The organism is Friedmanniella luteola (assembly GCF_900105065.1).
GTDB lineage: Bacteria > Actinomycetota > Actinomycetes > Propionibacteriales > Propionibacteriaceae > Microlunatus > Microlunatus luteolus.
Genome location: NZ_LT629749.1, coordinates 1921933 through 1946664, shown reverse-complemented (window position 1 = coordinate 1946664; position 24732 = coordinate 1921933). Strand labels below are relative to the sequence as shown.

Below are 24732 nucleotides of genomic sequence, written 5' to 3'. Positions count from 1 at the left end.
CCCGGGCCTCAGGGCCGGGCGGCCCGCTCGACCAGGGCCGCGGCGAGGTCGCGGAGCTTGACGTTGTCGCGCTGGGAGGCCCGCACCAGCAGGGCGAAGGCCGCGTCCGCGGAGCAGCGCTGCTGCGCCATCAGCACGCCCTTGGCCTGTTCGATGGTCGCGCGCGAGCGCATGGCCTCCTGCAGGCCCGCGGCCTGCTCGAGGGCGTCGTGGTGCCGCTGCAGGTTGGCCAGGAAGGTGCCGGCGTAGGGGGCGAAGCGCTCGACGCCCAGCCGGGTCCCGGCGCTGAACGGGTCGCCGGTGGTCCCGTACAGGTTGAGGGCCGCCGTCCAGTCGCCCTGGACGGGCACGGGCACCGAGAGCGTGTGGGTGAGGCCACGGCGGAGGGCGGCCCGGACGAACTCGGGGTAGCGCTCCTCGGACTGCTCCAGGACGAGCGGGATGGTGCGACCGGTGCGCGCCGCCTCCAGGCAGGGCCCCGCACCGCTGCTGTACTGCCGCTCGTCGAGGTCCACGGCGAGGTCGTCGGTGAAGGCGGCGGTCCGCGGCCGCCCGTCCTGCACGATCGTGACCGACACCTCGGCCTCGCGCCGCACCAGTTCGCGGACCGTGGCCGCGAGGACCCGCACCCCGGCACCGACCGGGGTCCGCCCCAGCTCGACGTCGGCCAGCGCGGCCAGCGCGACGGCCAGGTCGCCGTCGTCGCCCGGCGGCCCGGGGGTGGTGGGGTCGAGGGTCATCCGGCTTCTCCGTGCTCATCGCCGCCGACGGCGGGGTCGGCGCGTGCTGTCCGCACCACGGGTCGCCCCGTGGCGGGCCCCTGCTCGACCCTGGTCCGCCCACCCGTGCGGGGTGGACGAGCGCCACCGATGGTAGAGGAAGCCGGCCGCCGACGCAGCACCCTCGCGCCCGGTGTGGCGGGGTCAGCCGAGCAGCAGCCCGAGGAGGTGGACCACGAGCAGCACGGCGCCGGTGAGGAGCCCGGCCGCGACGACGAACATCCCGAGCAGCACCACGACGAGCGGCGCGGCCGGCGCCGAGCTCAGCGGTCCGTCGCCGTGCGGGTGGCCGGTGGCCACGACGGGACGGGGCACGACCCGGGCGGGCCGGGGGCGGGTGGACAGGGGCCGGTGGACCGGCAGGGTGACGACCGAGGCGGCGGCGAGGGCCGGGACGGCGGCGGCGCCGAGGCCGAGGACGCGGACGGGGAGGAGGGACACGAGGGACTCCGATTCGACAGGGAGGAGCGGCGCCCGCAGCGGATCCCCCGAGACCTGCGGACAGGAGGAACGTAGGTCCGGGGCCGCAGGAAAGGCCGGGGAAATGGTCATCTCGAGACCATTTCGTTGTCGAGCGGCGCGGATATCCGCAGGATCGTCGCGATGAGCAATCCGGTCGGGCCCACGGCTCCGAAAGGGCTCTCCGCACGCGCGCCCAGGCCGCCTCGTCGGGGCCGGAAATGGATGTTTTTCGTCAATTCCCGGGCGGACCAAACCATCAACCCCGGGCGCACCGAAGTGTTGGTGACAGGCCGAACGGCCCGCCACCGTCCAACACCTGAGGAACTCCCCATGTTCACCACCTCCCGTCTCGCCCGTCTCGCCATCGCCGCCGCGGCCCTGACCCTGCCGCTGAGCGTCGCCGCCTGCGGCGCCGAGACCGCCGCCGCGCCGGCCGGTCAGTCGACCTCCTCGGCTCCCTCGATGAGCGCCTCCAGCTCCCCGATGGCCTCGCCCTCGATGAGCCCCAGCGCCTCCGCGTCCATGGCCGACGCCCCGTTCGGCGCCGCCTGCTCCGCCGTCCCGAAGACCGGCAAGGGCTCCTTCGACGGCATGAGCGCCGACCCCGTCGCCACCGCCGCCAGCAACAACCCGCTGCTCAGCACGCTGGTCACCGCCGTCAAGAAGGCCGGCCTCGTCGACACGCTGAACAACGCCGAGAACATCACCGTCTTCGCGCCGACCAACGACGCCTTCGCCAAGATCGACAAGAAGACCCTCGACAAGGTCCTCGCCGACAAGGAGATGCTGACCGCGATCCTGACCGAGCACGTCGTCGGCGAGAAGCTGACCCCGATGACGCTGGCCGGGGACCACGACACCCTGAACAAGGCCCAGGGCGTCACGGTCGAGGGCTCGGGCGAGAACTTCACGGTCAACGGGGACGCCAAGGTCCTCTGCGGCAACGTCCAGACCGCGAACGCGACCGTCTACATCATCGACACGGTCCTGCTGCCGAAGTCCTGACCAGCAGCCCTCGCCGCCCGGTACCTGAGCGTGCCCGCAGCGACGCCCGGCCCCGGAGAACCCTCCGGGGCCGGGCGCTCGGCGGGCGAGCTCTCGTCCCACCTGGCCCAGCTCCTGGGCCGGGCGGCCGAGGGTGACGTCGACGCCTTCGCCGACCTCTACGAGGCCACCTCCTCCCGCACCTACGGCACGGTGCTGCGGGTCCTCCGGGCTCCGCAGCACGCCGCCGAGGTGGTGCAGGAGGTGTACCTCGAGGTCTGGCAGAAGGCCACCACCTACTCCCCGGGACGAGGCAGCGCGATGGGCTGGATCTTGACCCTCGCCCACCGGCGGGCCGTCGACCGGGTCCGCTCCGTGGAGAGCGACACCGCCCGCGACGACCGCTGGGGCCGGGCCGCCGAGGACCGCACGGCCGACCCCGTGTGGGACCGGGTGGACGCCGACCTCGCCGTCGAGCTCGTCCGTGGGGGGCTGCAACGGCTCACCCCCCTGCAGCGGCAGTCCCTCCAGCTGGCCTACGACGACGGCTGCAGCCAGAGCCAGATCGCCCGTCTCCTCGACGTGCCGCTGGGCACGGTCAAGGCCCGCATGCGGGACGGCCTCATCGCCCTCCGCGCCCACCTCCGGGCCGGGTCGTGAGCGACGCCCACGGTGCCGTCGGCAGCTACGTCGTGCACGGGCTGACCGGACCCGAGCGGGCCGACTTCGAGCGGCACCTGACGGGCTGCCCCACCTGCCAGGTCGAGGTGCACGAGCTGCTGGAGACCGCGGCCGAGCTCAGCCGGCTGACCAGCCGCACCCCACCACCCGCGCTCCGCGGCCGCATCCTCGGCAGCGTCCGCCGCCACCGGCCCCTGCCCCCCGCCGTCACGGCAGCCGTGCCGGCCGCGCCGCGGACGCCGCCGGCTGCGCGGGCTCGGCCGGTCCGCCAGCGCCGCCTCGCGCGGCTGCGGCTCCTCGCCCCGGTCCTCGCCCTGGCGGTGGCACTGGCCGTGGCCCTCGGCGGCGGCGGGGCCGGCCTGGTGCAGCAGCACCAGGTCCAGGTCGACCGGGCCGCGCAGGAGGACCGGCTGATGACCGCCGACGACGTGAGCGTCCACCGCGCTCTGCTCGCAGGGGGCCACCCGGTCACCCTGGTCGTCTCCAAGCACCAGGACCGTGCGCTGCTGGTCGGCGCCGCCCTGCCCCCGCTGGACCCGGGCCACAGCTACCAGCTCTGGACCCAGGACGGGGGTGGCGAGATGGCCCCCGGACCGGCCTTCGGGCCCACCGTGCGCGAGCGGGTCTGGCTGACCTCGGGCGTCGCCGGGGCGGTGGCGGTCGCGCTCTCCGTCGAGCCGCGCGGCGGCTCCTCCCGGCCGACGGGCAGCGCCGAGGTCGTCGCCTTCTTCTGACCCGGTTCCCCGGGGGCCGACGACTCCGGCGCACCGCCCAGGTCTGCACCTCGACGAGAGGAGCTCCGCGTGCCGTACTTCATCACGATCGGCTACGGCGACCGGGAGGGCTACGACCGCACCGCGGCCGCTGTCCGCGACGCCGCCCACGCCCACGACGCCGCCCTGAGCCGACGAGGGGTGCTGATGGGCACCGCCGGGTCTCCGGTGCTGGTCCGCAACCCCGACGCGGCCGGCGTGACCACCGAGGCCGGCCCCTTCCTGCGGTCGGCCCTGCCCGTCGCCGGTCTCGCCCTGCTCGAGGCCGCGACCCTCGAGGAGGCGGTCGAGCTGGTGGCGGGGACGCCCTGCGCGGTGGCGCAGGGGGTGGTCGAGGTGTGGCCGCTCGAGCACAGGCCGTAGCACCGCGGTCTGCCCAGCCCACCGACCAGGACCGCAGACCCTGTCGGAGTGGCGCGAAGAGCCCTACGCTGCGACCCATGGACAGCGAGGAGCTGCGTCGACAGGTCGACGCCGGGAACGAGGACGCGGCCGACCGGCTCGCGGCCCTGGCCGTCGAGCAGGGCGACGTCGACCAGCTGCGCGAGCTCGTCGACGCCGGGCACGACAGCGCGGCGCGGCGGCTGACCGCGCTGGCGGTCGAGCGCGGCGACGTCGACCAGCTCCGCTGGCTCGTCGACGCGGGGCACGAGCACGCCGCCGACCGGCTGGCCCAGCTGGCCGCCGAGCGGGACGACGTCGAGCAGCTGCGCTGGCTGGTCGACGCCGGCAACGAGTGCGCCGGCGCCTACCTCGCGCACCACCACTGACCGCCGAGCCCGTTTCCCGGTGGCCGCCCGGGGCCCCGATCGGCGATGATCCGGCCATGGACACCGCGACGACCCGCTGGACCCAGGCGACCGTGCACCCCGACCTGTGGGTCGACGAGGGGGACGACCCCCGCGAGACCGGCGTGACCGGCGCCGACGAGCGGAGCGTGCTCGCGGACTACCTGCGGCGCTACCGGCTCACGCTGGAGATGAAGTGCGCCGACCTCGACGCCGAGCAGCTGGCGCGGCGGTCGGTTCCCCCGTCGACGCTGTCGCTGCTGGGGCTGGTGCGGCACATGGCGGACGTCGAGCGCAGCTGGTTCCGCCGCACCCTGGCCGGGCAGGACGTCGCGCCGCTGTACTGGACGGACGACTCCCGCGACGAGGACTTCGACGGCGCCCGGCCCGACGACGCGGTGGTGCGGGAGGCCTGGGCGGCCTGGCGGACCGAGGTGGCGTTCGCCGAGGAGTTCCTCGCCGGGTCACCCGACCTCGGCGCCACGGCGGAGCACCACGGCAAGCCGCTGCCCTACCGCGACGTCCTCGTGCACATGGTCGAGGAGTACGCCCGGCACTGCGGGCACGCCGACCTGCTGCGGGAGTGCATCGACGGCCGGGTCGGGCAGTAGGCCCGGTGACGACGTCGCCCCCTGGCCTCCCGGGCGCCCGCGGTGGCGGGCGCGAGGGAGATCTCAGGGGGCGACGTGGTGGGCCGGCCGGAGCCGGCGGACCTCAGCGGCGCGGCAGCCGCGACGGCAGTTTGAGCGCCGACGCGATGGTGGTGTTCAGGTCGGTCTGGTCGGTCAGCCCGACGATGTTGGCCGCCTTGGGGCCGTAGCCCGCGATCCGCACCTGGGTCCCGGTGTGCTGCTGCGAGCCACCCTCCTCCGCGGTGCCGTAGGAGATCGTCATCGGGGCGTTGTCGTGGGTCAGCAGGGTCGAGGTGAGACCCGGGGTGTTCTCCCCCGCCTCGACGATCTGGCTGGTGTGGCCGTGGTCGGCGGTCACGAAGACCGACGTGTTGCCGTCCGCCTTGGCGAAGGCGAGGGCCACCTGCACGGCCTCGTCGAGGTCGATCGTCTCGCCGATCTGCCCGCAGGCGTTGGCCGCGTGGTCCTGCTTGTCGATGCTCGCGCCCTCCACCTGCAGGAAGAAGCCCTTGTCGTTGTCCAGCAGGGAGATGGCCTTGCGGGTCATCGTCGCCAGCCGGGGCTGGGTGGCGGGCCGCTCCGGGTTCGGCGTGCAGCGGGCGGCCGGGGTGGTGCCACCGGTGCGCGTCGCCTTGGGGCCGACGTAGCGGACAGGCAGGTTGCCCTCCCCGAACAGACCCAGCACGGGCTTGCTCTGGTCGGCCTTGGTGACCTTGGCCAGCGAGTCCCGGTCACCGACGACCTGGTAGCCGCGGCTCTTGGCCTGGGCGAGCAGCGTCTGGCCCGCGTAGCGGCCGGCCGTCGCGGTCTCGGCGAAGGTCTTGGCGCCGCCACCGAGGGTGACGTCGGGACGGGTGTCCAGCAACTGCTCGGTGATCGAGCCGCGGCCGCCGTTCTCCTTCAGCGCCTCGGGGCACGTCTTGGCGGTGGCGACCGGGCCGTAGCAGGAGCGCGCCGAGATGTGCGCGACCTGGACGGCGGGGGTCGCGTCCTGGATCTCGGAGGTGGTGACGTCGCCGGTCTTGAGGCCCTTGGCCTTGGCCAGCTCGAGGAGCGTCGGCTGGGCCTTGCCGCGGATGTCGACCGAGATCGCGTTGTCGTAGGTCTTGGTGCCGGTCGCCCAGGCGGAGCCGGTCGCGGCGGAGTCCGGCACGTAGTCCGGACGGCCCTCCTTGGTGAGGGAGTAGGTCGTGTACGACCCGGTCAGCGGCAGCGCGTCGATGCCGGGGAACGAACCCGCGGCGCCGTAGGCGTAGTTGCGGGCGGAGGTGATCTCGGAGTCACCCATGCCGTCACCGATCAGCAGGATGACGTTCTGGGCCCGGCCCTTGTCGATGGCCCGCTTGACGACCTCGGACCGGTCACCCTGGACCCGGTTCGCACCACCCTTGACGCTCAGGTTCTCGCTGCTGTAGCCGGCGTAGGACACCCCGGCGCAGAACATCAGGCCACCGGCAGCGGCGACGGCGATCGCCGTGCGGCCGAGGCGACGGGAGGGAAACTTCATGGGAACCCCGATCGTTGCTGCTCCGCCTTCTGCGGAGACGCTCGATCTGATCCCGCGAGGGTGAACACCGGGTGCCGGCCGGGCGACCACGAGACGTCAGCGGGGCCACCATTCGGGTGGCGGACCCTGAACCGCGGACGCCGGCCGGGCGACCAACCGACGTCAGCCCTGCTGCTCCGCGCGGAGCGAGCCCCAGGCGTGCCAGCGCTCGACCTGCAGGCGGGTCGCGACCCGCGGGCTCTCCCGGTCCGCGTACGGGGAGCCGAGGTAGTGCGTCGCGAGCTTGTCGATCTCGGCCAGCCCGACGTCCTCGGTGATGGGCCCGACCCGTCCCTGCAGGCTGACGTGGGTGTACCAGTCGTCGGCGGCCAGCACCGTCAGGGAGACGCGGGGGTCGCGTCGCAGGTGCTTGATCCGGGCCCGGGTGGCGTCCAGGCCGAGCAGCACCTGGCCGTCGTCCTCGAGCAGGTACCAGGTGGCCACGGTGACGGGCCGGCCGTCGGCGGCCAGGGTGGCCATGACGGCCGGGTTGGGACGGCGCAGCAGGTCGAGCACGCGCGGGGTCATCGGGGTGTCGGGCATGCCCGCGATCCTACGGAGGGCCGCCGGTGGCCGGCGGCTGGCCCAGGACGCCCGCGATGACCACGAGCACCGGCACCGAGAGCAGGGTGGAGATGAAGATGGAGTCGCGGGCCAGGATCTCCGCCCGGCGGTAGCGGACGGCGTGGGTGAACACGTTCTGCGCCGTCGGCAGCGCGGCCACCACCGTCACCGCCAGCAGGTCGAGGCCCTCCAGTCCGACGGCGAACCGGCCCAGCAGGAAGGCGACGGTGGGCTGCAGCAGCAGCTTGAGCGCCACGATCGTGCCGATCTGGCCGGCGGGCTCCCCCGCCCCCGGCCGCGGGCCCAAGCGCAACGAGATGCCGTAGGCGATGAGCATGGCGGGCACCGCCATGCCACCGATCAGGGTGAGGGGGTCCAGCACGACCCGCGGCAGCGTGAGCCCGGTCACCGACAGCAGCAGCCCCGCCAGCGACCCGAGCATCAGCGGGTTGCGCAACGGCTGGCCCAGCCGACCCAGCAGCCGGCGGCCGCGGGTCTGGCCGGGGACGGCCACGTGCACCGTCGAGTCCAGCACCGCCAGGCCCAGCGGCTGCAGCACCATCAGCTGGGCGAGCAGCATCGGGGCGATCAGCGAGACGTCGCCCAGCACGTAGGCGGCGATCGGCAGGCCGAGGTTGCCGGCGTTCACGTAGGAGGCGCTGAACGTGGCGATCACGGTGTCGCTCGCCGTCCGCCGCCAGACCAGCCGGGCCAGCAGCACGGCGACGGTCGCGGTCACCAGCACGCCGCCCAGGGACGCCACCAGGTTGGCCGAGAAGAGCTGGGAGACGTCGGTGCGGCCCAGCACCGTCACCATCAGCGCCGGGCTGGCCACGTAGAAGGCCAGCCGCGCGAGCATGCCCTGGCTGTCGACGTCCAGCACCCGGGTGTGGGCGAGCAGGAAGCCGACCGCGATCACGACCGCGATCGTGGCGAAGCCCGCCAGGACGTCCTGCACGCCCTCCAGCCAACCCCATGGCGCTGGCTCAGCTCGACGGCAGCGCGCCGGTGGACCGCGCACGGTGCGCCGTCGGGGAGCAGCCGGTGTGCCGGCGGAAGCGGGTGGAGAAGTAGAGCGGGTCGTCGTAGCCGACCGCCCGGGCCACCTCCGCGACCGGCCGCGACGTCAGCTCCAGCAGCTGCCGGGCGGCCTGCATGCGCTGCCGCTCGACGAACCGCATGGGCGGCACCCCGAGCTGCTCGCTGAACAGGTGGGTGAGCCGCGAGGGTGAGAGCCCGGCCCGGCGCGCGAGCCCGGCCACGGTGAGCGGTTCGGCCAGCCGCGCACCCACGTCCTCGAGCACGCTGATCAACCGCGGGTCGAGCGTGCTGGTGCCGGGCACCTGGGTGGCGGCCCACAGCAGCGCCGTCTCCAGCGCGTTCAGCGCGAACAGCTCCGCCTGGGCCAGCCCGCCCTGCCCGAGCGCCGTCGCCCGGGCGAAGGACTCCCGCACCCGCGCGTGCACCTCGCCGGCCAGGTGGAGGTGCCGGACGCCGGGCAGGGCCTCCGGCCAGTCCAGCAGCGGCGCCCAGTCCGGCCGCGGGTGCACGTGGGCCCACTGCAGCTCCCAGCCGTCGGCGCCGGCGGCGGTCCCGTAGTCGTGCCGGACCCCCGGCCGCAGCAGCACCAGGTCGCCGCGCCCCACCACCAGCGAGCGGCCGTCGACGGCACCGAAGCGGCCCCGCCCCCCGGTCGTGTGCACCACCAGCCAGTCGGTGGTGCCGCGGCTGCGCCAGGTGACGTAGGACGGCCCCTCGGCGAAGGAGCCGGTCAGCACCCGGGGAACGGTCGGCGTCGCGGTCTCGGTGGGCACCCCAGCAGGATCTCCCATCATCCTGACCGGCGCGACCCTGGTCCCGCGCGCGCATCACGCGCAGGCTGGGCTCATGACCGCAGTGCTCAGCGCCCCCGGCGCCGTCGTCGAGACCTACCAGCGCGAGGGCGTCGTGCTCGTCCCCGGGGTGCTGTCCGCCGAGGAGGTGGCCGGGGTCCGGGAGGCCTTCACCGCCCACATCGAGGCCGACGTGTCGCTCGGCTTCGACGACGGACTGCCCGAGGGCGACATCCTGCGCCGGTACCCGCGGGTCATCCACCCGCACCGGCGGACCGAGCTGGAGGTGGGGCGGCTCGCCCGCCGGCTGATGACGGACCCGCGGATCATCGGGGTCGTCGAGCAGCTCGTCGGGCCGGCCCTGGGAGCGCAGTCGATGTTCTACTTCAAGCCGCCCGGCGCCCGCGGCCAGGCGCTGCACCAGGACAACCTGTTCCTGCAGGCGCACCCCGAGACCTGCATCGCCGCCTGGATCGCCGTCGACGACTGCGACGGCGAGAACGGCGGCCTGGTCGTCATCCCCGGCTCGCACACGATCCAGATCCTCTGCCCCGAGGACGCCGACCCCGAGGAGTCCTTCACCGGGAACACCGTCCCCGTGCCCGAGGGTGCCGTCCGGCTGCAGACCGAGATGCGGGCCGGGGACGTGCTGTTCTTCCACGGCAGCCTGGTGCACGGCTCCCGGCCGAACACCACCGCCGACCGGTTCCGCCGCTCGCTGATCTTCCACTACGTCCCGCGGGCCAGCGTCGAGGTCGCCCGCTTCTACCTGCCGCTGCTGGCCCCCGACGGCAGCGAGGTCTTGATGGCCGAGGCCGCCGATGGCGGCCCGTGCGGCGAGGGCTGGTCGTCCGAGGGTCACTGAGCCGCGCACGCCGGCCGTTCCCCTAGGGTCCGGACATGACCGTCCGCACCGTGGCCCGGGCGCTCGGCGCCGTCACCGCCCTCAGCGCCGCCGCCGCCCTGCTCCGGACGGGGGTCCGGCGGTACCGGCTGGTGTCGACCGTGCCCGCCGAGCTGAGGCACCCGATGCTCTACCTGCCCGTCACCTTCGGCCCCCCGGTGCTCTGGCTCGTGCGCCGGGCCACCCCGCGACCGGCCGCCCTGGCCGAGGGCACGACGGCGGTCCGCCGGACGGTGCCGGGCCGCGACGGGCACCCGCCGGTCGACGTGTGGGTGTACGAGGCTGCCGGTCGCCGACGACCGTCCGGGGTCCTGCTCTGGGTCCACGGCGGGGGCTTCGTCCTCGGTGACCCCGTCAGCTACCACGACGTCTGCAGCCGGTACGCCCGCGAGCTCGGGGTCGCGGTGGTCAGCGTCGACTACCGGCTGGCCCCGGAGCACCCCTTCCCGGCCGGGCTGGAGGACTGCTACACCGCGCTGCGCTGGCTGCAGACGTCCGCTGCGGAGCTCGGCGTGGACCCGACCCGGATCGCCGTCGGCGGGGACAGCGCCGGCGGGGGCCTGGCCGCCACCCTGGCCCAGCTGGCGCTCGACCGGGCCGAGGTCGCCGTCTGCTTCCAGCTGCTGGTCTACCCGATGCTCGACGACCGGACGGTGCTCCGGGACGACGACGGCACGGGCCGGCTGGTCTGGACGCCGACGTCCAACCGCTTCGGCTGGACGTCCTACCTGGGCCACCCGCCGGCCGCCGAGGAGGACCGGCCCTACGCCGCCGGCGCCCGGCGCGTCGACCTGCGCGGTCTGCCGCCCGCCTGGATCGGCGTCGGCGACGTCGACCTGTTCCACGCCGAGGACGTGGCCTACGCGGCGCGGCTGCGGGCGGCCGGCGTGCCGTGCGAGCTGCACGTGGCGCCGGGGCTCTACCACGGCGCCGACGGGTTCCGCGAGGCCCGGGCGGAGGTGGCGCGCGACTTCCGGCGGCGCACCGTCGACGCCCTGCGCCCGGCCATCGGGTCGTCCACGCCCGGCTGAGCGTGGCGACCAGGACCGTGCGACCGGGCGCGGTGCCTCACCGCACGAAGTCCCACGATCCCCGTCGCCGCGCCCCGGCCGCGTGAGAATGGGCGGCAGGAGGCCCGATGCCCAGCACCGTCGACTGCCCGTCCTGCGGCCACCCCCTGCCGCCGGCCGCGCCGACCTGCCCGTCCTGCGCGCTCCCGTTGAGCGGGCCGCTGGCCGCCGAGCTCTGGCGCACCGACCAGCAGCTGCTGGCGCTGCAGCGTCACCGCGGCGAGCTGATCGGACGGCTCCGGCAGGGCGCGGACGACACCCTCACCGGCCCCGCGGCGGCCGGGGCGGTGGTGGCGCCGCGGACGGCGTGGTCCGGGCAGCAGGTGCTGCTGGGCGTCGGCGCCCTGCTGGTGCTGACCGCCGCCGTGGTCTTCCTCGCCGTCGCCTGGTCGGCGATCGGCGTCGGCGGCCAGGTCGCGGTGATGGCCCTGCTCACCGCCGCGACCACCGCCGCCGCGCTGCGGCTCGCCCGGCGGGGGCTGACGGCGACCGCCCAGACGCTGGCGGCGGTGGCGGTCGGGCTGGCCGGCGTCGACCTCGCCGCGGCGCACGCCCTCGACCTGGCCGGCCTCGGCCGGCTCGACCGGGTCGGCTACGCCGCCGGCGCCGCCGCCCTGCTCGCCCTGGCCTGCGGGCTGGCGGCGTGGCGGGCCCCGGCCCTGCACGCGTTCCCCCTGGCGGCGGCGCTGGCCGGCGCCGCCGTGCCGCTGCTGGGCGTCGAGGCGGCCGACGCCGGGTGGACGACCACCGCCCTGGTGCTCGGGCTCGCGGCCGCCGCCGCGGCGCTCGTCGCGGACCGGCTGCCCCGCCGGCCGGTGGCGCGGGTGGCGCTGCTGGTGGTGGGCGCCGGCCTGCTGCTGTCCAGCTGGGCCACGGCGGCGGTCGCGGTGCTCGACGGGCCGGTGCTCGGGTCCGGCGGGCTGGCGGCCCTGGTGGCCCTGGCGGCGGCCGCGGGCGCCGGGCGGCGGGCGGGGCTCGGCCAGAGCCGGCTCCGGCACCCGGTGCTGGGGTACGGCGCCCTCGTCGCCGCGGCCCTGACGGTGGCCGGCCTGACCTGGCCCGCCGACCCCCCGGGCTCGGTCTCCGCCACGCTGGCGGTCGTCGCCGCCCTGGTGGCGGCGGCGCTCAGCTGGTCGCGACCCCAGCCCACCGGTGACCGGGCCCGCCTGCTGCTCGGGCTGCAGCTCGTCGCCGCCAGCGCCCTCGTCCTGGCCGGGATCCGGCACCTCGACGCGCCGCGCCCCCTCTCGCTGCTGCCGGTCGCGACGCTCACCGCGGGACTCGGGGCGACGGCCCTCGCCGCCGCCCTGGTCGCCCGGGACATGGCGAGACTCCGGGCCGGCGCCACGGGGTACGCCGCCGCTCTCGTCCTGCTGGCCGCCGCCGTGGCCGGCGAGCCGGTCGGTGCTGCCGCCACCGCCGTCGCCCTCGTGGTCCTGGCGGTGGCCGCTGCGGTCCTCGCCGCCTGGCGTCGCGGCGGCCCCGAAGAACCGGTCCTCGCCGGGGCCTGGGCCGTCGCCGTGCTGGCCGCGCTCGGGCAGGCCTCCGAGACCTCCCGCCCCGCCGTGCTGTCGGCGGTGGTCCTGGCGGTCGCCGGCCTCCTGGCCCTGGCCCACGGGGTGCTGCCCCGGCGGGGCTGGGCCGCCGTGCTCGGGTCCCTGCTGTGCTCGGCCGCCGTCTGGACCCTGCTGCTGGACCGCGACGTGACGACGGTCGAGGCCTACGCGCTGCCGCTCGCCGCCCTGGTGGGCGGGGTCGGGCTGGTCCGGCTCCGCCGGCAGCCGGGCACCCCGTCCTGGCTGACCGTCGGGCCGGCCCTCGGCGTCGGGCTGCTGCCCTCGGCCGTGGCGAGCGTCGACGACCCCGGGCTCACCCGCCCCCTGCTGGTGCTGGTGGCGGGCACCGTCGTGCTGCTGCTCGGTGTCCGCCTCCGCTGGCTGTCGCCGGTCGTGGCGGGGGCGCTCGCCCTCGCGGTCGTCGCGGTCGCGCAGCTGGCCCCGTACGCCGTCGGGCTGCCGCGCTGGCTGTCGTTCGGCGCCGTCGGGACGGTGCTGCTGGTGCTGGGCGCCCGCTACGAGCAGCGGCGGCGCAACGCCCGGCAGGCCCTGGCGTGGGTGACGGCGCTGCGCTGACGGGGCGGGCACACTGGGCGCACCGGGTCCTGGTGGCCCTCGAGGGCAGGAGCAGCATGCGCCGATGGCTCGCGATGGCCGACGCGGTGGTGCAGTCCCTGCTCCGGGGTCTCGGCACCGCCGCGACCCGGTTCGACACCCCGACGCCCGACGGCCGGGTGGAGGACGACCCGCGGCACCGCTGACGGGAACCCTCGGAGGCTCAGGCGAGCGGTCGGCGGCCGAGGAAACCGAAGATCGTGACCGCCGAGAAGGCCCAGCCCTCGTCGGCGGCCACGGTCATCGCGGCCAGCGCCGCGTCGAGCTCCGCCTCGGTCAGGCTGCCGTCGGCCAGCGCCATCGCCCCCATCTGCTGCAGGAACGGCGCGTCGCGGAGCGTCGCGGGCGGCATGACCAGCACGGCCGCACCGACGTCGGGGTCCAGCTCGAGGCCGGCCCGCACCACCAGCTCCGGGATGGTGCGGCCGACCCGCGGGCTCGTCACCCCCCGCAGGAAGGCGTCGTTGAGCGCCCGGCCGACCGCGGGGCTGACGGCGGCGATCACCCGCGTGTCGTGGTCGGAGTCCAGCAGCACGGCGCAGCCCCCGGGGGCGAGCACGCGGGCGTGCTCGCGGACGGCCGCCTGCGGGTCGTCGAGGTGCTGGAGCACCCGCTCGCACCAGACCACGTCCACCGAGCCGTCGGCCAGCGGCAGCGCGTCGGCGAGACCGTCGACGAACACGGCCGGCGACCCGGCCTCGGCGGCCCGCTCCTCCGCCAGCCCCCGGAGCGCGGGGTTCGGCTCGACCGCGGTGACGTGCCCGGACGGTCCGACCAGGCTGGCGAGCTCCTGGGCCATGGTCCCGGTGCCGCTGCCGACGTCGACGACCCGCAGGCCCGGTCCGACGCCGGCCCCGGCGACCGCCCAGTCCCGCAGCCGGCGGATCGAGCGGTCCCGGTCCTGCAGGTCCAGCAGCATGACCATGAAGGCGACCGTCGGCTCCTCACGGGCCGAGGGGCGGAAGACCCCCCGCGGTCCCGGCGGCGGGCGGGACAGGGGCGTGCCGTGCACCATCGCTCACCTCGCCTCCTGCCGCCAGTCTCGCGCGGGGTCCCGACCACGACAAGACGCGCCGGGTCAGACCCTCGAGCGCTGCGGGCGGTCCGACGCCGGGGCTCCACCGCCGGGTCCGGCGGACGGCCGGACGGCGCTCAGGACGGCGAGGACCGCCATCGGCGCCAGCACGACGGCCGCGACCGCGGCCAGGCCGGGGTAGCCGGCCCAGCCCAGGACCAGCCCGGAGACGGCCGAGGACGCCGCGGCCGCCACGTTCATCACCGCGTCGGCCGCCCCCTGCACCGAGACCTTGGCCTCGGGCGCCACCGACCCGGCGAGCAGGGCGGAGCCGCCGATCATCCCGGCCGACCAGCCCAGCCCGAGCAGGCCGAGGGCGAGGGAGATGACGAGCATGCTCGGCTCGTCCGCGAGCGCCGCCAGCACGAGGGCCGCGGCGAGGACGACGACCCCGACCAGCAGCACCCCGACCGCCGAGATCTTGTCGGTCAGCCAGCCCATCACCGGGCTGGCGCCGTACATGCCGAAGATGTGGATGCTGATCACCAGACCCACCAGGTCCAGGGAGAAGCCGAGGTGGCCCATGTGCAGCGGTGTCATGACCATCACCCCGACCATCACGGTGTGCGAGCAGGTGATGGCCACGACCGCCAGGCGGGTCAGCGGGTTCGCCAGCCCGAGCCGCAGCGCCGCCCCGAACCGGAGCTGCTCGACCGGGGAGGCCGGTGCGGGCAGCCCGGCCGCGGTGCTGACGGGTCGGGGCGCCAGTCCGACGGCGACGGTGAGAGCCGCGGCGGTGAAGGCGACGACGGAGAACAGGTACGGCCCGCTCAGCGGTTCGATCCCGAGCCGCTCCCCCAGCCGCGCGCCGACCTCGGACAGGTTCGGACCCAGGACCGAGCCCAGGGTGGTGGCCCAGAGCACGACCGACAGGGCCCGCGCCCGGTACGCCGCGGTCGTCAGCTCGGCGGCCGCGAAGCGCGCCTGCAGTCCCGCCGCCGTCGACGCCCCGAAGGCGGCCAGCCCGACGAACAGCAGGACCACCGACTCCAGCGCCGCCGAGCCCAGGACCAGCAGGCAGCCGGCGACGGCCAGCGCGTACCCGCAGCCGAGCCCCCAGCGCCGGCCGCGCCGGCCGGCCAGCCGGGCCAGCGGGATGGCCCAGAGCCCGGCGCCCAGCACCGAGGACGTCTGCGCCAGCCCGGCGACGACGACGGTGCCCGACAGCTCCTCGGCCAGCAGGCCGCCGACCGCGACGCCGCTGGCCACCCCGAGCCCCGCCAGCAGCTGGCTGGCGACGAGCACGCCGAGACCGCTCCGTCGGACGTCCACCTGATCAACCCCCTCGTCGGCCGTCAGGCTAGCGTCCCGGCCGTCGGCCGACCTGACATCTGTCACGACGGGCCGAGGACCGCGTCACCGCAGCCGGTGACGGTCCGCACTGCCCGACGACCCGCGCCCCGGGACACGCTGGTGTCGTGGCCGAGCACCCTCCCCTCCCGCCCGCCGTCCTCACCCCCGCGCCGAGGCCGAGCGCGCTGCCCGTCGAGGAGCGCGAGTACCAGCACTTCCTCCGCACGCCGCGGGCCCGCTGGTGGCGGGGGGTGCTGGCGATCCTCGCGCTGGTCGTCGCCTTCGCGCTGGTGAGCACCGCGCTCACCGCCGCGGTCGTCGTGCTCGACCTCGCCACCGGCCGCACGACGACGGAGCAGCTGCAGTCCGGGCCGATCACCGTGACGCCGATGATCTTCCTCGCTAACAACCTGTCCCTCGCCCTGCTGACCCCCCTGGCGATGCTGCTGCAGTGGGCCTTCTTCGGTGCCCGGCCCCGCTGGTTGAGCTCGGTCGCCGGCGGTTTCCGCTGGCGGTGGTTCGGCCGGGCGGCGCTGGTCGTGGTGCCGGTCTGGCTGGTCTACGTCGCGGTGTCGTTCCTGCTCTCCCCCGAGGAGCTGTCCGGGGCGCTCAGCGAGGACGCCGTGCTGGTGCTCGTCGTGGTCCTGCTCACGACGCCGCTGCAGGCGGCCGGGGAGGAGTACGGCGCCCGTGGCCTGGTCGCCCGCTCGGCCGGTTCGTGGTTCGCCGGCCCCCGGGCGGCGCTCGTCGTCGGCGGGATCCTGGCCAACCTCCTCTTCATGGTGGCGCACGCGGCCACGGACCCCTGGCTGCAGGTCTACTACTTCACCTTCGGCGCCGCCCTCAGCGTGCTGGCCTGGCGGACGGGAGGACTCGAGGTGCCCGTGCTGGTGCACGCCGTCAACAACCTGTTCCTGCTGGTGCCGGTGGCGCTCCACGGCGACCTCAGCGGCGCCTTCGAGCGGGGCCCGGGCGCCGGCGGCCCGGTCATGCTGCTGCCGACCACGGTCATGCTGGTCATGACGGTGGTGCTGAGCCGGTGGGCGGGACGCCGGCAGGTCCAGCGCCGCAGCGCCCCGGGGGCGGCCCGACGGCCCGACCGGCCCGTGGCGGAGCCCGACCCCGGGGTGGCGGTGGGCACCCCGGAGGGTCAGGCGGCCAGCACCCCCGAGCGCTGACCGACGACGAGCTCGGCCGGCCCGCGGATCACGGTGCCGCCCCCGCGCCGGCGGAGCCGCCCGACCCGCTGCAGCCCGGGGTAGCGCTGCGCCAGCCGTTCGACGGCGACGGTCGCCTCCAGCCGGGCCAGCGGCGCTCCGATGCAGTAGTGGACGCCGGCGGAGAAGGACAGGTGGTCCGGCCCTGCCTGCGGCCCGGTCTGGCGGTGCAGGTCGAACCGGGCGGGCTCGTCGAAGACCTCGGGGTCACGGTTCGCCCCGGCGAGGAACAGCATCAGCATGGCGCCGCGCGGGACGACCACCCCGGCCAGCTCGACGTCGGCCCGCGGGGCCCGGAAGGTGCGCTGCACCGGCGGGTCCCAGCGCAACGTCTCCTCCACCGCGGCGGCGGCCAGGGCGGGGTCCGCGACGACCTCCCGCCACTGCTCGGGGTGGGCGAGCAGGGCGAGGACGGTGTTGCCGATCAGGTTCACCGTGGTCTCGAAGCCCGCCACCAGGAGCAGCCGGCACAGCGGCGCCAGCTCGTCCGGCCGGGCCTGGTCGCCCTCGGCCGCCAGCAGCCGGCTCACCAGGTCGTCGCGGGGCTGCCGCCGGTGCTGCTCGAAGACCTGCTCCATCAGCGCGGCCAGCCGCCGGTTCGCCTCGACCAGCCGGACGACGTGGCCGACCGACTGGACCCCGGCCAGCGCGCTGCCGAGGGTGGCGCCGTAGCGGGCGAAGGCGGCGCTGTCGTCGTCGGGCACGCCCAGCAGGTCGGTGATCACCCGGATGGGCAGCGGTGACGCCAGCCCGCTCACCAGGTCGAAGGGGCCCTCGGGGGGCAGCGCGTCCAGCAGCCCGTCGACCACGGCGCCGATCCGCTCGCGGGTGCCGGCCAGCGCCCGCGGGGTGAAGGACGGGGCCACCAGCCGACGGAGCCGGGTGTGGTCGGGCGGGTCGAGCTCGAGCAACGACAGGCCACCGTCCCCGCGGCGCAACGCCTCCTCGGACTGGACGCCGAACCGGCGGTCGCGCAGCACCTCCCGGCACACCCGGTGACTGGCGGTCTGGAAACCGACCAACGGGGTCGGGACCAGGTCCCCACGCCGCCGGACCTCCTCGTAGAGCGGGTACGGGTCGCGCCGACCCTCGGCCAGCTGCAGCCGGGCGAAGGGGTCCCGGCTGACGTGGCCGTGCCAGGCGACCGTGGAGCGGACGACGACCAGCTCGCGGACCAGCGCCACCACGTCGTCCACGCGCCACCTCCTCGAACCCCGACGCCCCTCTGCGTCAGGGGTCCCAGTCTGCCCCCGACCACCGGGTCGCGCGAGAGCCGGCGCCCGCCCAGCCGACGAGATCCGGCTCGCCCACGAGTCAGAGCCAGCGAGCCGAGGAGGAACGCCGTGCGCCGAGTGGTCGTGTACGCGCTGATGTCGCTGGACGGGGTCGCCGAGGAGCCCGGGGACTGGGTCTTCGAGGTCGACGAACGGGTGTTCCGCAACCTCGCCGAGGTGGTCGGGCGGCAGGACCTGGTGCTGCTCGGCCGCGCGACCTACGCCTCCTGGGTCGACTACTGGCCCACCTCGGACGTGCAGCCGTTCGCGGACTTCGTCAACGGCACTCCGAAGCACGTGGTGACGTCGAGCCCCCTCGACGGCGCGTGGCCCGGCGCGGTCGCCGTCGGGGCGCCACTGGTCGAGCACGTCCGGGCGCTCCGCGCGGGCGACGGCGGGGACGTCGGCGTGCACGGCAGCCTCACCGTCGCGCGCACCCTGCTGGCCGCCGGGCTCGTCGACGAGCTGCAGCTGGTCGTCGCCCCGACCGTCGCCGGCCGGGGTCGCCGGCTGTTCGAGGGCCAGGACCTGCAGCGGCTGCAGCTGACCCGGGCGGAACCGACCCCGTCCGGCTGCGTCCTGCTGACCTACCGGCCGAGCTCCTCGGCGTAGCGCACCAGGTGGTCCAGGGTCTCCGACCAGCCCTGCCGGAGTGGTTCCGGGTCGTGCAGCCGGGGGTCCAGGACGTGCTCGAGGTCGACGCGGCAGCCCGTCCCCACCGGGGCGAGGTCGACGCGGACCTCGTCGACCGTCTCCTCCGCGCGGCCGTCGCTGATCCAGCTCCAGGTGAACACCAGCCGCCGGCCCGGCAGGACCGCGCGGTACCGGCCGCAGGCCCCGAAGCCGGCCTGCACCGACTCCAGCCGGTAGGACCCGCCGACGCGCGGATCCAGGTCGACGGAGGTGTCCGCCAGGAAGGGCCACCACCACCGACGCATCAGCGCGGGCACCGTCCAGGCCGCCCAGCCGTCGGCCACGGGGACGGGCAGCTCCCGGGACAGGGTCAGGCTCGTCGGCGGCACGGTCACCACGGCTCCGCCGGCGCCTCCGCGAGCTCGAGCCGGGAGGGGTGGGTCCGCCCGTCCACAGCCCGTGCCGTCTCGAACGGGTTGGGCACGGCCTCGAGCAGCAGCCGCGTGTAGGCGTCCCGCGGCCGCCGGATCACCTGGAGCGCCGGCCCCTGCTCCACCACGCGGCCCTCGTTGAGGACGACGACCTCGTCGGCGAGCATCCGCGCGCTGAGCAGGTCGTGGGTGATGTAGAGGATGCTCACGTCGCCGTGCTGCACCAACCGGTCCAGCAGCTCCAGGACCTCGGCACGGATGGAGACGTCCAGGCTGGAGAGGGGTTCGTCGGCGATGATCAGCTCAGGCTGCACCGCCAGCGCCCGGGCGATGACGACCCGCTGCCGCTGACCGCCGGACAGCTCGTACGCGAACCGGTTGACGAAGCGGCTGGCCGGGGTCAGCGCCACCGTCTCGAGCAGCTCCAGCACCCGCTCCCGGACGGCCTCGCCGCGCAGGCCGCCGTAGTTCACCAGCGGCCGGCCCAGCGTGTAGCCCAGCGTCTTGGCCGGGTTGAGGGAGGAGTACGGGTCCTGGAACACCATCTGGACGTGGCGGCGGTAGTCGCGGAGCCGGCGCCCCTTCATCCCGCCCACCGCCAGGTCGCCGTCGCGGCCGTGGAAGGTCAGCGTCCCCGACGTCGGCGCCTCCACCCCGGTGATCATCCGCGCCAGGGTCGACTTCCCGCTGCCGCTCTGGCCGACGAGCGCGGTGACGCTGCCGCGACGCAGCACGAAACCGGCGTCGCGCACGGCCTCCGTCCGGATGACCGTGGTCCCCCGCCGCTGGGCGTAGGTCTTGGACACGTCGCTGACGGTGAGCAGCGCCGGCCGCTCCTGCGCCGCCGCGGCCGGGTCGGCCGCCTTCACGAACTGGGGGCCGACGAAGACCCGGGTGCGCGGGCCGAGGTCCGGGTCCGGACCCCCGACGGCCCGCTCGGGGGCCCGCTGCTGCAGCGCCACGTGGCAGGCGACGCGGCCGCCGTCGAGCACGACCAGCGCGGGGTCCTCGCCGGTGCAGCGGGCGATCCGCTCCGGGCAGCGCGGGGCGAAGGCACAGCCGGGGGGGCGGGCGCTGAGGTCCGGGGGCCGACCGGGTACGTAGGTGATCCGGACGGTCTCGTCGCGCGGGTCGGCGTAGGAGCCCAGCAGGCCCTTGGTGTACGGGTGCAGGGGCTCGCGCAGCAGCCGGTCGGCGGGCTGGTCCTCCACCACCCGGCCCGCGTACATGACGAGGATGCGGTCCGACAGGTCGAGGACGGTGCCGATGTCGTGGCTGATGAAGAGCACCGCGAAGCCCAGCTGGGCCTGCAGCCGCCGGACGTTGTCGAGGATCTCCCGCTGCACGACGACGTCGAGACCTGTCGTCGGCTCGTCGAGGAGCACCAGCCGGGGCTCGACCGCCAGCGCGAGGGCGAGGTTGACCCGCTGCCGCATCCCGCCGGACAGCTCGTGCGGGAAGGCGTCGATGAAGCGGTGGTCGATCAGCACCATGTCGAAGAGCGTGCGGATCCGGTCGCGGACCGCGTCGCCCCGCAGGGCGGTGTGGTGCTCGATGACGTCGCGGAACTGGCCCTCGACCCGGACGACCGGGTTGAGCGCGTTCATGCTGCTCTGGAACACGGTGGCGATCTCGGTCCAGCGCAGCGGCCGCAGCTCGTCCTGGCTGAGGTGCGTGATGTCGGTCCCGTCGAACACGACGGAGCCGCCGGCGATCCGTCCCGGCCGCTCGAGCAGTCGCAGCAGCGCCGTGCCCAGCGTGGTCTTGCCGGAGCCGGACTCCCCGATGAGCCCGACGAACTCCCCCGGCTGGATCGCGAAGGTGACGTCGGTGACCGCGTCGACGGCGGCGCTCCGCTTCGGCTCGTAGCGGATGTGCAGGTCGGTGACCTCGAGCAGCGCCACGTCAGCCCTCCCTCAGGTGCGGGTTGCTCAGCAGGTCGACCCCGAAGTTGATGAACGACATCGCGGTGACCAGCACGGCCAGCACCAGGCCCGGGACGAACACCCAGGCGAACAGGCCCTGCGACGCCGCGCCGGCGGCCTCGGCCTGGTAGAGGATCGTCCCCCAGGAGACCGAGTCGCTGCTGCCCAGGCCCAGCACCGCCAGCCCCGCCTCGGCGGCGATCGCCCCGGTGGCCGCGCCGACGAAGGCGGCCGCCACCAGCGACGTCATGTTGGGCATGATCTCGGCGAAGATGATCCGCAGCGGGCCCTCGCCGGCGAACTTGGCCGCGGTGACGAAGTCCCGGTTGCGGAGGGTGATGATCTGCGCCCGCTTGCCCCGCGCGGCGCCGGCCCACGAGATGATCGCGATGACGCCGACGATCAACCAGAGCCCGCGGGTGTCGGAGTAGGCGACGATCGTGATGATCAGCGGCAGGGTGGGGATGACCAGGGCCACGTTGGTGACGAAGGACAGCACGTCGTCGACGATCGTCCCCTCGAAGTAGCCCGACACCAGTCCCACCACCAGGGCGATCGCCGTGGCGAGCGTGCCGCCGAAGAACCCCACCAGCAGCGAGATGCGACTGCCGTAGACCAGCTGGGAGAAGATGTCCTGGCCCCCGACGCTCGTCCCCATCAGGTGGCTCCGGGAGGGCTGCTGCAGCGGCACGAACGACCCGTCCGTCGGCGAGTGCGGGGCGATCAGGGGGGCGAAGAGCGCGACGAGGACGTAGAGCGCCACGACGACGATCCCGACTCGCGCCTTCTTGCTGCTCCAGACGACGCTGTACCAGGACTCGGGCCGCTCGGCGGCCCCGACCTCCTCCCCCGCCTGACCGGGCGTGCCCTCGGCCACCGGGTCGGTCCCGACGAGGCTCATGCGGCTCCTCTCCTCACGCGTGGACCCGTCCGCTCACGACTGGGCCCGGCGGACACGGGGGTCGAGCACGCCGTAGAGCAGGTCGGCCACCAGGTTGGCCACCAGCGTCGCGACGGCGGTCAGCAGCATCAGCGCCTGCAGCAGCGGGTAGTCCTTGACCCCGACGGCCTCGCCCATCAGCCGGCCGAGCCCGGGGTAGTCGAAGACGGTCTCGACCAGGATCGTGCCGCCCAGCACGCCCCCGAGCGCCAGCGCGAACCCCGTGACGCTGGGCAGCAGCGCGTTCCGCGCGGCGTAGCGCAGGGCCACCACCCGGTCGGGCAGGCCCTTGGCCTTGGCCAGCTTGATGTAGTCCTCGCCCAGGTTGAGGACCATCGTGTTGCGCATGCCGAGCACCCAGCCGACCGGCGTGATGATCATCAGCGTGAGCGCGGGCAGGAACGCGTGGCTGATCGCGTCGTAGACGAACGGCCAGTTGAACCCGGGCGTCGACTGCTCGTAGCCGCCGGACGTGGCGAACCAGCCCAGGCCGTAGCCCAGGCCGATGATGAGCAGCAGCGCGATCCAGAACGAGTTCAGCGTGCCGAGGAAGGTCGAGACCAGCGTGACCGTCGTGTCGAAGCGGCCGTTCCGCTTCCAGGCGGCGAAGGCGCCGAGCAGCACGCCGATCACGAACGAGAGCACCTGGACGACCGTGACCAGGACGAGGGTCCACCAGAACGCCTGGCCGATCACCTCGGTGACCTTGAACGGGTAGTAGTTGTAGGACAACCCGAGATCACCGCGGAACAGCTGCCCCAGGTACTGGAGGTACTGCGCCGGCAGGGAGCCCGTCGGGGTGCCCAGCAGGTCGCGCATGGCCTGCACCTGGGCCTGGTCCAGCTGCGCGTTCTTGCCGGCGAGGCGCTGGACCATGATCTCGGCCGGGTCGCCGGGGGCGATCCGGGGGATCACGAAGTTGAGCGTGACGACGGCCCACAGGGTGAGCAGGAAGAACCCGAGCTTGCGCAGGTAGTACCTCATCCGACCTCCCTGCCCTTCACCTCGGCGCGCTCAGGTGGGTCATCCACAGCCGGGCGTTGTCCTGCGGGTTGGCGTAGGGGTCGTCGGCGCTGGGCCAGCCGACCGCCTTGTCGGTCCGGTAGACGCCGCGGGCCGGGGCGTAGAAGATCGGCAGGACGGGGAACTGGGTCATCATCGTCGTGACGAGCACGCCGACCAGCTCCTTGGTCTTCGCCGGGTCGGTGCTGCCGGTCAGCTGCTGGACGGCCGCGTCGACGGCCGGGCTCGAATAGCGGCCGACGTTGCCCTTGACCTCAGTCTTGGTCGGGATGGTGCTGGTGCTGAGGGTCGCGCCCATGCCGTTCGCGTAGTCGCAGCCGGCGGCCATGAAGTTGATCATGAGCTGGAAGTCGCCGGTCTTCTTCTGCTGGTCGACCGAGTCGGGCGACGCCTTGTTGGCCCTGATGTCCAGGCCCAGCTGCCGCAGGTTCGCCACGACCTCGTCGGCCGCTGCCTCGTAGTCGATGAAGCCGGCCTGCACCGACATGATGATCGAGATCGGCGACCCGTCCGGGTCGGTGCGGAACCCGTCCGCGCCCTTGGCGTAGCCGGCGGCGTCCAGCAGCTGGTTCGCCCTGGCCGGGTCGAAGGGGATCACGGTCCGGTCAGCCGGGTACCCCGGCGGCAGCAGGGCCTTCTTGGCCGGCAGCGTGAGGCCCGACTGGCTGGCCACGTCCATGATCCCGTAGGTCGCCTTGAGGGAGACCGTCGTCTTGTCGACGCCGTAGGCCAACGCCTCGCGGAACCTGACGTCGCTGAACGGCTCGGCGGTGAGGTTGGGGGCCAGCACGGTCAAGCCGTTGGGCGGGTACCAGAAGTGGTTGGTGGCGGGATCGGCGTCGACGAAGGTCTTCTGCGGGTTCGGCAGCTCACCGGTGTAGAAGTCGAGGGCGCCCGTCCGCAGCTTGAGCGCGGCCTGGTTGGCGTCGTAGTTGCCCTCCAGCACGAGCCGCTGGACCTTGATCTTGTCGGCCTGCCAGTAGTCGGGACGGCGGACCAGCTCCAGGCGGCGACCGTTGTAGCGGTCGACCGTGAACGGCCCCGTGGCGACCGGCGCCTCGTCGACGTACTTCGTGGGGTCGCCCACGCTGCCGTACTGCCGCTCGGAGACGATCAGCTGGCTGATGATCGAGGGGAACTTCGACGCGGCGTCCCCGCTGAACTCGAAGACCACCTGCTCCCCCGTGGCGGCCACCGACACGGCCTTGGCACCGAAGATGTCCGTCCAGACCCCGGCGGTGTCCATGGCCGGGTACTTCTTCGCCAGGTTGAAGGTGAAGGCGACGTCCGCCGCGGTGAAGGGGGAACCGTCGCTCCACGTGACGCCCTGCCGGATGTCGAAGGTCAGCCGGGTGGCACCCTGCCACCGGTACGCGGTGGCCAGCCACGGCGTGACGGTGCAGTCGAGGCTGTTCTGGATCATCAGCGGCTCGTAGAGCCACGTCTTGGTCAGCTGCTTCGGGGCGAAGGGGTTGTAGTTGACCAGCCCGCCGATCGAGGCGTCCGACTCGGCGGCCAGGTTCAGCTGGGCGACGTCACCACCGGAGCCGACCGGGCCGGCGCGCTGCAGCTTCCGCTCGTTGGCCACCCGGCTGCCGGCGCACCCCGGGAGCAGCAGGAGCAGGGCGACGGCCAACGCGACCAGCGCCTTCCGCTGCACCATGGCCGCTCCTCCGCGGGGGTCGGGGTCGGACGTCCTCGTCCGGACGACACTCAAGCGGTCCGGGCCCTCGAT

General features: G+C 74.6%; 26 protein-coding genes. 12 read left to right on the top strand and 14 right to left on the bottom strand.

Going from position 1 to position 24732, the window contains the following annotated elements:
- Positions 1-8: 8 nt before the first annotated feature.
- Positions 9-740, bottom strand: a complete 732-nt coding sequence (locus BLT72_RS09230; RefSeq protein WP_091412270.1) for a GAF and ANTAR domain-containing protein — start codon at positions 738-740, stop codon at positions 9-11.
- Between the two features lie 183 nt (positions 741-923).
- The gene (locus BLT72_RS09225; protein ID WP_091412268.1) at positions 924-1220 is read right to left on the bottom strand and encodes a hypothetical protein; all 297 of its coding nucleotides are present in this window, start codon (positions 1218-1220) and stop codon (positions 924-926) included.
- A 351-nt stretch (positions 1221-1571) separates the two neighbouring features.
- Here BLT72_RS09225 and BLT72_RS09220 point away from each other — a divergent pair, with 351 nt between their 5' ends.
- The 6 genes from BLT72_RS09220 (at position 1572) to BLT72_RS09195 (ending at position 5078) form a co-directional block, all read left to right on the top strand.
- Positions 1572-2246, top strand: coding sequence for a fasciclin domain-containing protein (locus BLT72_RS09220; RefSeq protein WP_091412266.1), 675 nt, complete (start codon positions 1572-1574; stop codon positions 2244-2246).
- Positions 2247-2276: 30 nt separating this feature from the next.
- On the top strand, positions 2277-2885 hold the full coding sequence (locus BLT72_RS09215) for a sigma-70 family RNA polymerase sigma factor (RefSeq protein WP_231930468.1): 609 nt from the start codon (positions 2277-2279) through the stop codon (positions 2883-2885).
- A complete protein-coding gene (locus tag BLT72_RS09210; protein WP_157720370.1) occupies positions 2882-3640 on the top strand; it encodes an anti-sigma factor in 759 nt (252 codons plus the stop codon). Before BLT72_RS09215 ends, BLT72_RS09210 begins: the two co-directional genes overlap by 4 nt.
- A gap of 69 nt (positions 3641-3709) precedes the next feature.
- Complete coding sequence (locus BLT72_RS09205) at positions 3710-4042, top strand: YciI family protein (RefSeq protein WP_091412261.1); 333 nt, start codon at positions 3710-3712, stop codon at positions 4040-4042.
- Positions 4043-4119: 77 nt separating this feature from the next.
- Positions 4120-4449: a hypothetical protein gene (locus BLT72_RS09200; RefSeq protein WP_091412259.1), complete on the top strand. Its 330-nt coding sequence runs from the start codon at positions 4120-4122 to the stop codon at positions 4447-4449.
- Between the two features lie 56 nt (positions 4450-4505).
- Positions 4506-5078 (top strand): DinB family protein, encoded by a 573-nt coding sequence (locus tag BLT72_RS09195; RefSeq protein ID WP_091412257.1) that lies wholly within the window; start codon positions 4506-4508, stop codon positions 5076-5078.
- Between the two features lie 103 nt (positions 5079-5181).
- On the opposite strand, the gene phoA is transcribed toward BLT72_RS09195, so the two are convergent.
- The 4 genes from phoA to BLT72_RS09175 all read right to left on the bottom strand — a co-directional run bounded on the left by phoA (position 5182) and on the right by BLT72_RS09175 (position 9023).
- Positions 5182-6606: an alkaline phosphatase gene (phoA, locus tag BLT72_RS09190; RefSeq protein WP_197677244.1), complete on the bottom strand. Its 1425-nt coding sequence runs from the start codon at positions 6604-6606 to the stop codon at positions 5182-5184.
- Positions 6607-6768: 162 nt separating this feature from the next.
- Entirely contained in the window at positions 6769-7188 is a 420-nt protein-coding gene (locus BLT72_RS09185) for a TIGR03618 family F420-dependent PPOX class oxidoreductase (RefSeq protein WP_091412255.1), read from the bottom strand.
- A 10-nt stretch (positions 7189-7198) separates the two neighbouring features.
- On the bottom strand, positions 7199-8167 hold the full coding sequence (locus BLT72_RS09180) for an AEC family transporter (RefSeq protein WP_091412253.1): 969 nt from the start codon (positions 8165-8167) through the stop codon (positions 7199-7201).
- 28 nt (positions 8168-8195) lie between these two features.
- On the bottom strand, positions 8196-9023 hold the full coding sequence (locus BLT72_RS09175; RefSeq protein ID WP_231930466.1) for a helix-turn-helix domain-containing protein: 828 nt from the start codon (positions 9021-9023) through the stop codon (positions 8196-8198).
- A 73-nt stretch (positions 9024-9096) separates the two neighbouring features.
- Between BLT72_RS09175 and BLT72_RS09170 the strand changes: the two genes are divergently transcribed.
- The 4 genes from BLT72_RS09170 to BLT72_RS23290 all read left to right on the top strand — a co-directional run bounded on the left by BLT72_RS09170 (position 9097) and on the right by BLT72_RS23290 (position 13332).
- Positions 9097-9906 carry a phytanoyl-CoA dioxygenase family protein gene (locus BLT72_RS09170; protein ID WP_091412249.1) on the top strand — a complete coding sequence of 270 codons (810 nt, stop codon included), beginning with the start codon at positions 9097-9099 and terminating at the stop codon, positions 9904-9906.
- A gap of 35 nt (positions 9907-9941) precedes the next feature.
- The gene (locus BLT72_RS09165) at positions 9942-10976 is read left to right on the top strand and encodes an alpha/beta hydrolase (protein WP_091412247.1); all 1035 of its coding nucleotides are present in this window, start codon (positions 9942-9944) and stop codon (positions 10974-10976) included.
- Between the two features lie 107 nt (positions 10977-11083).
- The gene (locus tag BLT72_RS09160; RefSeq protein ID WP_091412244.1) at positions 11084-13147 is read left to right on the top strand and encodes a zinc ribbon domain-containing protein; all 2064 of its coding nucleotides are present in this window, start codon (positions 11084-11086) and stop codon (positions 13145-13147) included.
- A gap of 56 nt (positions 13148-13203) precedes the next feature.
- Positions 13204-13332, top strand: coding sequence for a hypothetical protein (locus BLT72_RS23290; RefSeq protein ID WP_280949248.1), 129 nt, complete (start codon positions 13204-13206; stop codon positions 13330-13332).
- A gap of 17 nt (positions 13333-13349) precedes the next feature.
- Here the strand turns inward: BLT72_RS23290 and BLT72_RS09150 are convergent, their stop codons facing one another.
- Both BLT72_RS09150 and BLT72_RS09145 read right to left on the bottom strand, forming a co-directional pair.
- Positions 13350-14198 carry a methyltransferase domain-containing protein gene (locus tag BLT72_RS09150; RefSeq protein WP_172826051.1) on the bottom strand — a complete coding sequence of 283 codons (849 nt, stop codon included), beginning with the start codon at positions 14196-14198 and terminating at the stop codon, positions 13350-13352.
- Between the two features lie 66 nt (positions 14199-14264).
- Complete coding sequence (locus tag BLT72_RS09145; RefSeq protein ID WP_091412238.1) at positions 14265-15533, bottom strand: MFS transporter; 1269 nt, start codon at positions 15531-15533, stop codon at positions 14265-14267.
- Between the two features lie 146 nt (positions 15534-15679).
- Between BLT72_RS09145 and BLT72_RS09140 the strand changes: the two genes are divergently transcribed.
- Positions 15680-16732 carry a CPBP family intramembrane glutamic endopeptidase gene (locus BLT72_RS09140; protein ID WP_091412236.1) on the top strand — a complete coding sequence of 351 codons (1053 nt, stop codon included), beginning with the start codon at positions 15680-15682 and terminating at the stop codon, positions 16730-16732.
- Here the strand turns inward: BLT72_RS09140 and BLT72_RS09135 are convergent.
- A complete protein-coding gene (locus BLT72_RS09135; protein WP_091412234.1) occupies positions 16705-17967 on the bottom strand; it encodes a cytochrome P450 in 1263 nt (420 codons plus the stop codon). The genes BLT72_RS09140 and BLT72_RS09135 overlap by 28 nt on opposite strands.
- A 147-nt stretch (positions 17968-18114) precedes the next feature.
- On the opposite strand from BLT72_RS09135, the gene BLT72_RS09130 reads away from it, so the two are divergent.
- Positions 18115-18657 (top strand): dihydrofolate reductase family protein, encoded by a 543-nt coding sequence (locus BLT72_RS09130; RefSeq protein WP_091412232.1) that lies wholly within the window; start codon positions 18115-18117, stop codon positions 18655-18657.
- On the opposite strand, the gene BLT72_RS09125 is transcribed toward BLT72_RS09130, so the two are convergent.
- The 5 genes from BLT72_RS09125 to BLT72_RS09105 are packed head-to-tail and all read right to left on the bottom strand — an operon-like array spanning position 18633 to position 24660.
- Positions 18633-19073, bottom strand: a complete 441-nt coding sequence (locus tag BLT72_RS09125) for an SRPBCC family protein (RefSeq protein ID WP_157720369.1) — start codon at positions 19071-19073, stop codon at positions 18633-18635. The genes BLT72_RS09130 and BLT72_RS09125 overlap by 25 nt on opposite strands.
- Entirely contained in the window at positions 19070-21013 is a 1944-nt protein-coding gene (locus BLT72_RS09120; protein ID WP_091412228.1) for an ABC transporter ATP-binding protein, read from the bottom strand. The genes BLT72_RS09125 and BLT72_RS09120 overlap by 4 nt, the downstream gene beginning before the upstream one ends.
- A 1-nt stretch (position 21014) precedes the next feature.
- On the bottom strand, positions 21015-21935 hold the full coding sequence (locus BLT72_RS09115) for an ABC transporter permease (protein ID WP_091412226.1): 921 nt from the start codon (positions 21933-21935) through the stop codon (positions 21015-21017).
- A gap of 33 nt (positions 21936-21968) precedes the next feature.
- Positions 21969-22958 carry an ABC transporter permease gene (locus BLT72_RS09110; RefSeq protein ID WP_091412224.1) on the bottom strand — a complete coding sequence of 330 codons (990 nt, stop codon included), beginning with the start codon at positions 22956-22958 and terminating at the stop codon, positions 21969-21971.
- A 16-nt stretch (positions 22959-22974) separates the two neighbouring features.
- Positions 22975-24660 (bottom strand): ABC transporter substrate-binding protein, encoded by a 1686-nt coding sequence (locus tag BLT72_RS09105; protein WP_157720368.1) that lies wholly within the window; start codon positions 24658-24660, stop codon positions 22975-22977.
- Positions 24661-24732: the final 72 nt, after the last annotated feature.

Excerpts from the sequence above, each read along its gene's own strand:
- BLT72_RS09170 (WP_091412249.1), top strand. The coding sequence starts at position 9,097 with ATGACCGCAGTGCTCAGCGCCCCCGGCGCCGTCGTCGAGACCTACCAG.
- BLT72_RS09115 (WP_091412226.1), bottom strand. The coding sequence starts at position 21,935 with ATGAGCCTCGTCGGGACCGACCCGGTGGCCGAGGGCACGCCCGGTCAG.
- BLT72_RS09160 (WP_091412244.1), top strand. The coding sequence starts at position 11,084 with ATGCCCAGCACCGTCGACTGCCCGTCCTGCGGCCACCCCCTGCCGCCG.
- BLT72_RS09165 (WP_091412247.1), top strand. The coding sequence starts at position 9,942 with ATGACCGTCCGCACCGTGGCCCGGGCGCTCGGCGCCGTCACCGCCCTC.
- BLT72_RS09200 (WP_091412259.1), top strand. The coding sequence starts at position 4,120 with ATGGACAGCGAGGAGCTGCGTCGACAGGTCGACGCCGGGAACGAGGAC.
- phoA (WP_197677244.1), bottom strand. The coding sequence starts at position 6,606 with ATGAAGTTTCCCTCCCGTCGCCTCGGCCGCACGGCGATCGCCGTCGCC.
- BLT72_RS23290 (WP_280949248.1), top strand. The coding sequence starts at position 13,204 with ATGCGCCGATGGCTCGCGATGGCCGACGCGGTGGTGCAGTCCCTGCTC.
- BLT72_RS09195 (WP_091412257.1), top strand. The coding sequence starts at position 4,506 with ATGGACACCGCGACGACCCGCTGGACCCAGGCGACCGTGCACCCCGAC.
- BLT72_RS09110 (WP_091412224.1), bottom strand. The coding sequence starts at position 22,958 with ATGAGGTACTACCTGCGCAAGCTCGGGTTCTTCCTGCTCACCCTGTGG.
- BLT72_RS09185 (WP_091412255.1), bottom strand. The coding sequence starts at position 7,188 with ATGCCCGACACCCCGATGACCCCGCGCGTGCTCGACCTGCTGCGCCGT.
- BLT72_RS09230 (WP_091412270.1), bottom strand. The coding sequence starts at position 740 with ATGACCCTCGACCCCACCACCCCCGGGCCGCCGGGCGACGACGGCGAC.
- BLT72_RS09220 (WP_091412266.1), top strand. The coding sequence starts at position 1,572 with ATGTTCACCACCTCCCGTCTCGCCCGTCTCGCCATCGCCGCCGCGGCC.
- BLT72_RS09105 (WP_157720368.1), bottom strand. The coding sequence starts at position 24,660 with ATGGTGCAGCGGAAGGCGCTGGTCGCGTTGGCCGTCGCCCTGCTCCTG.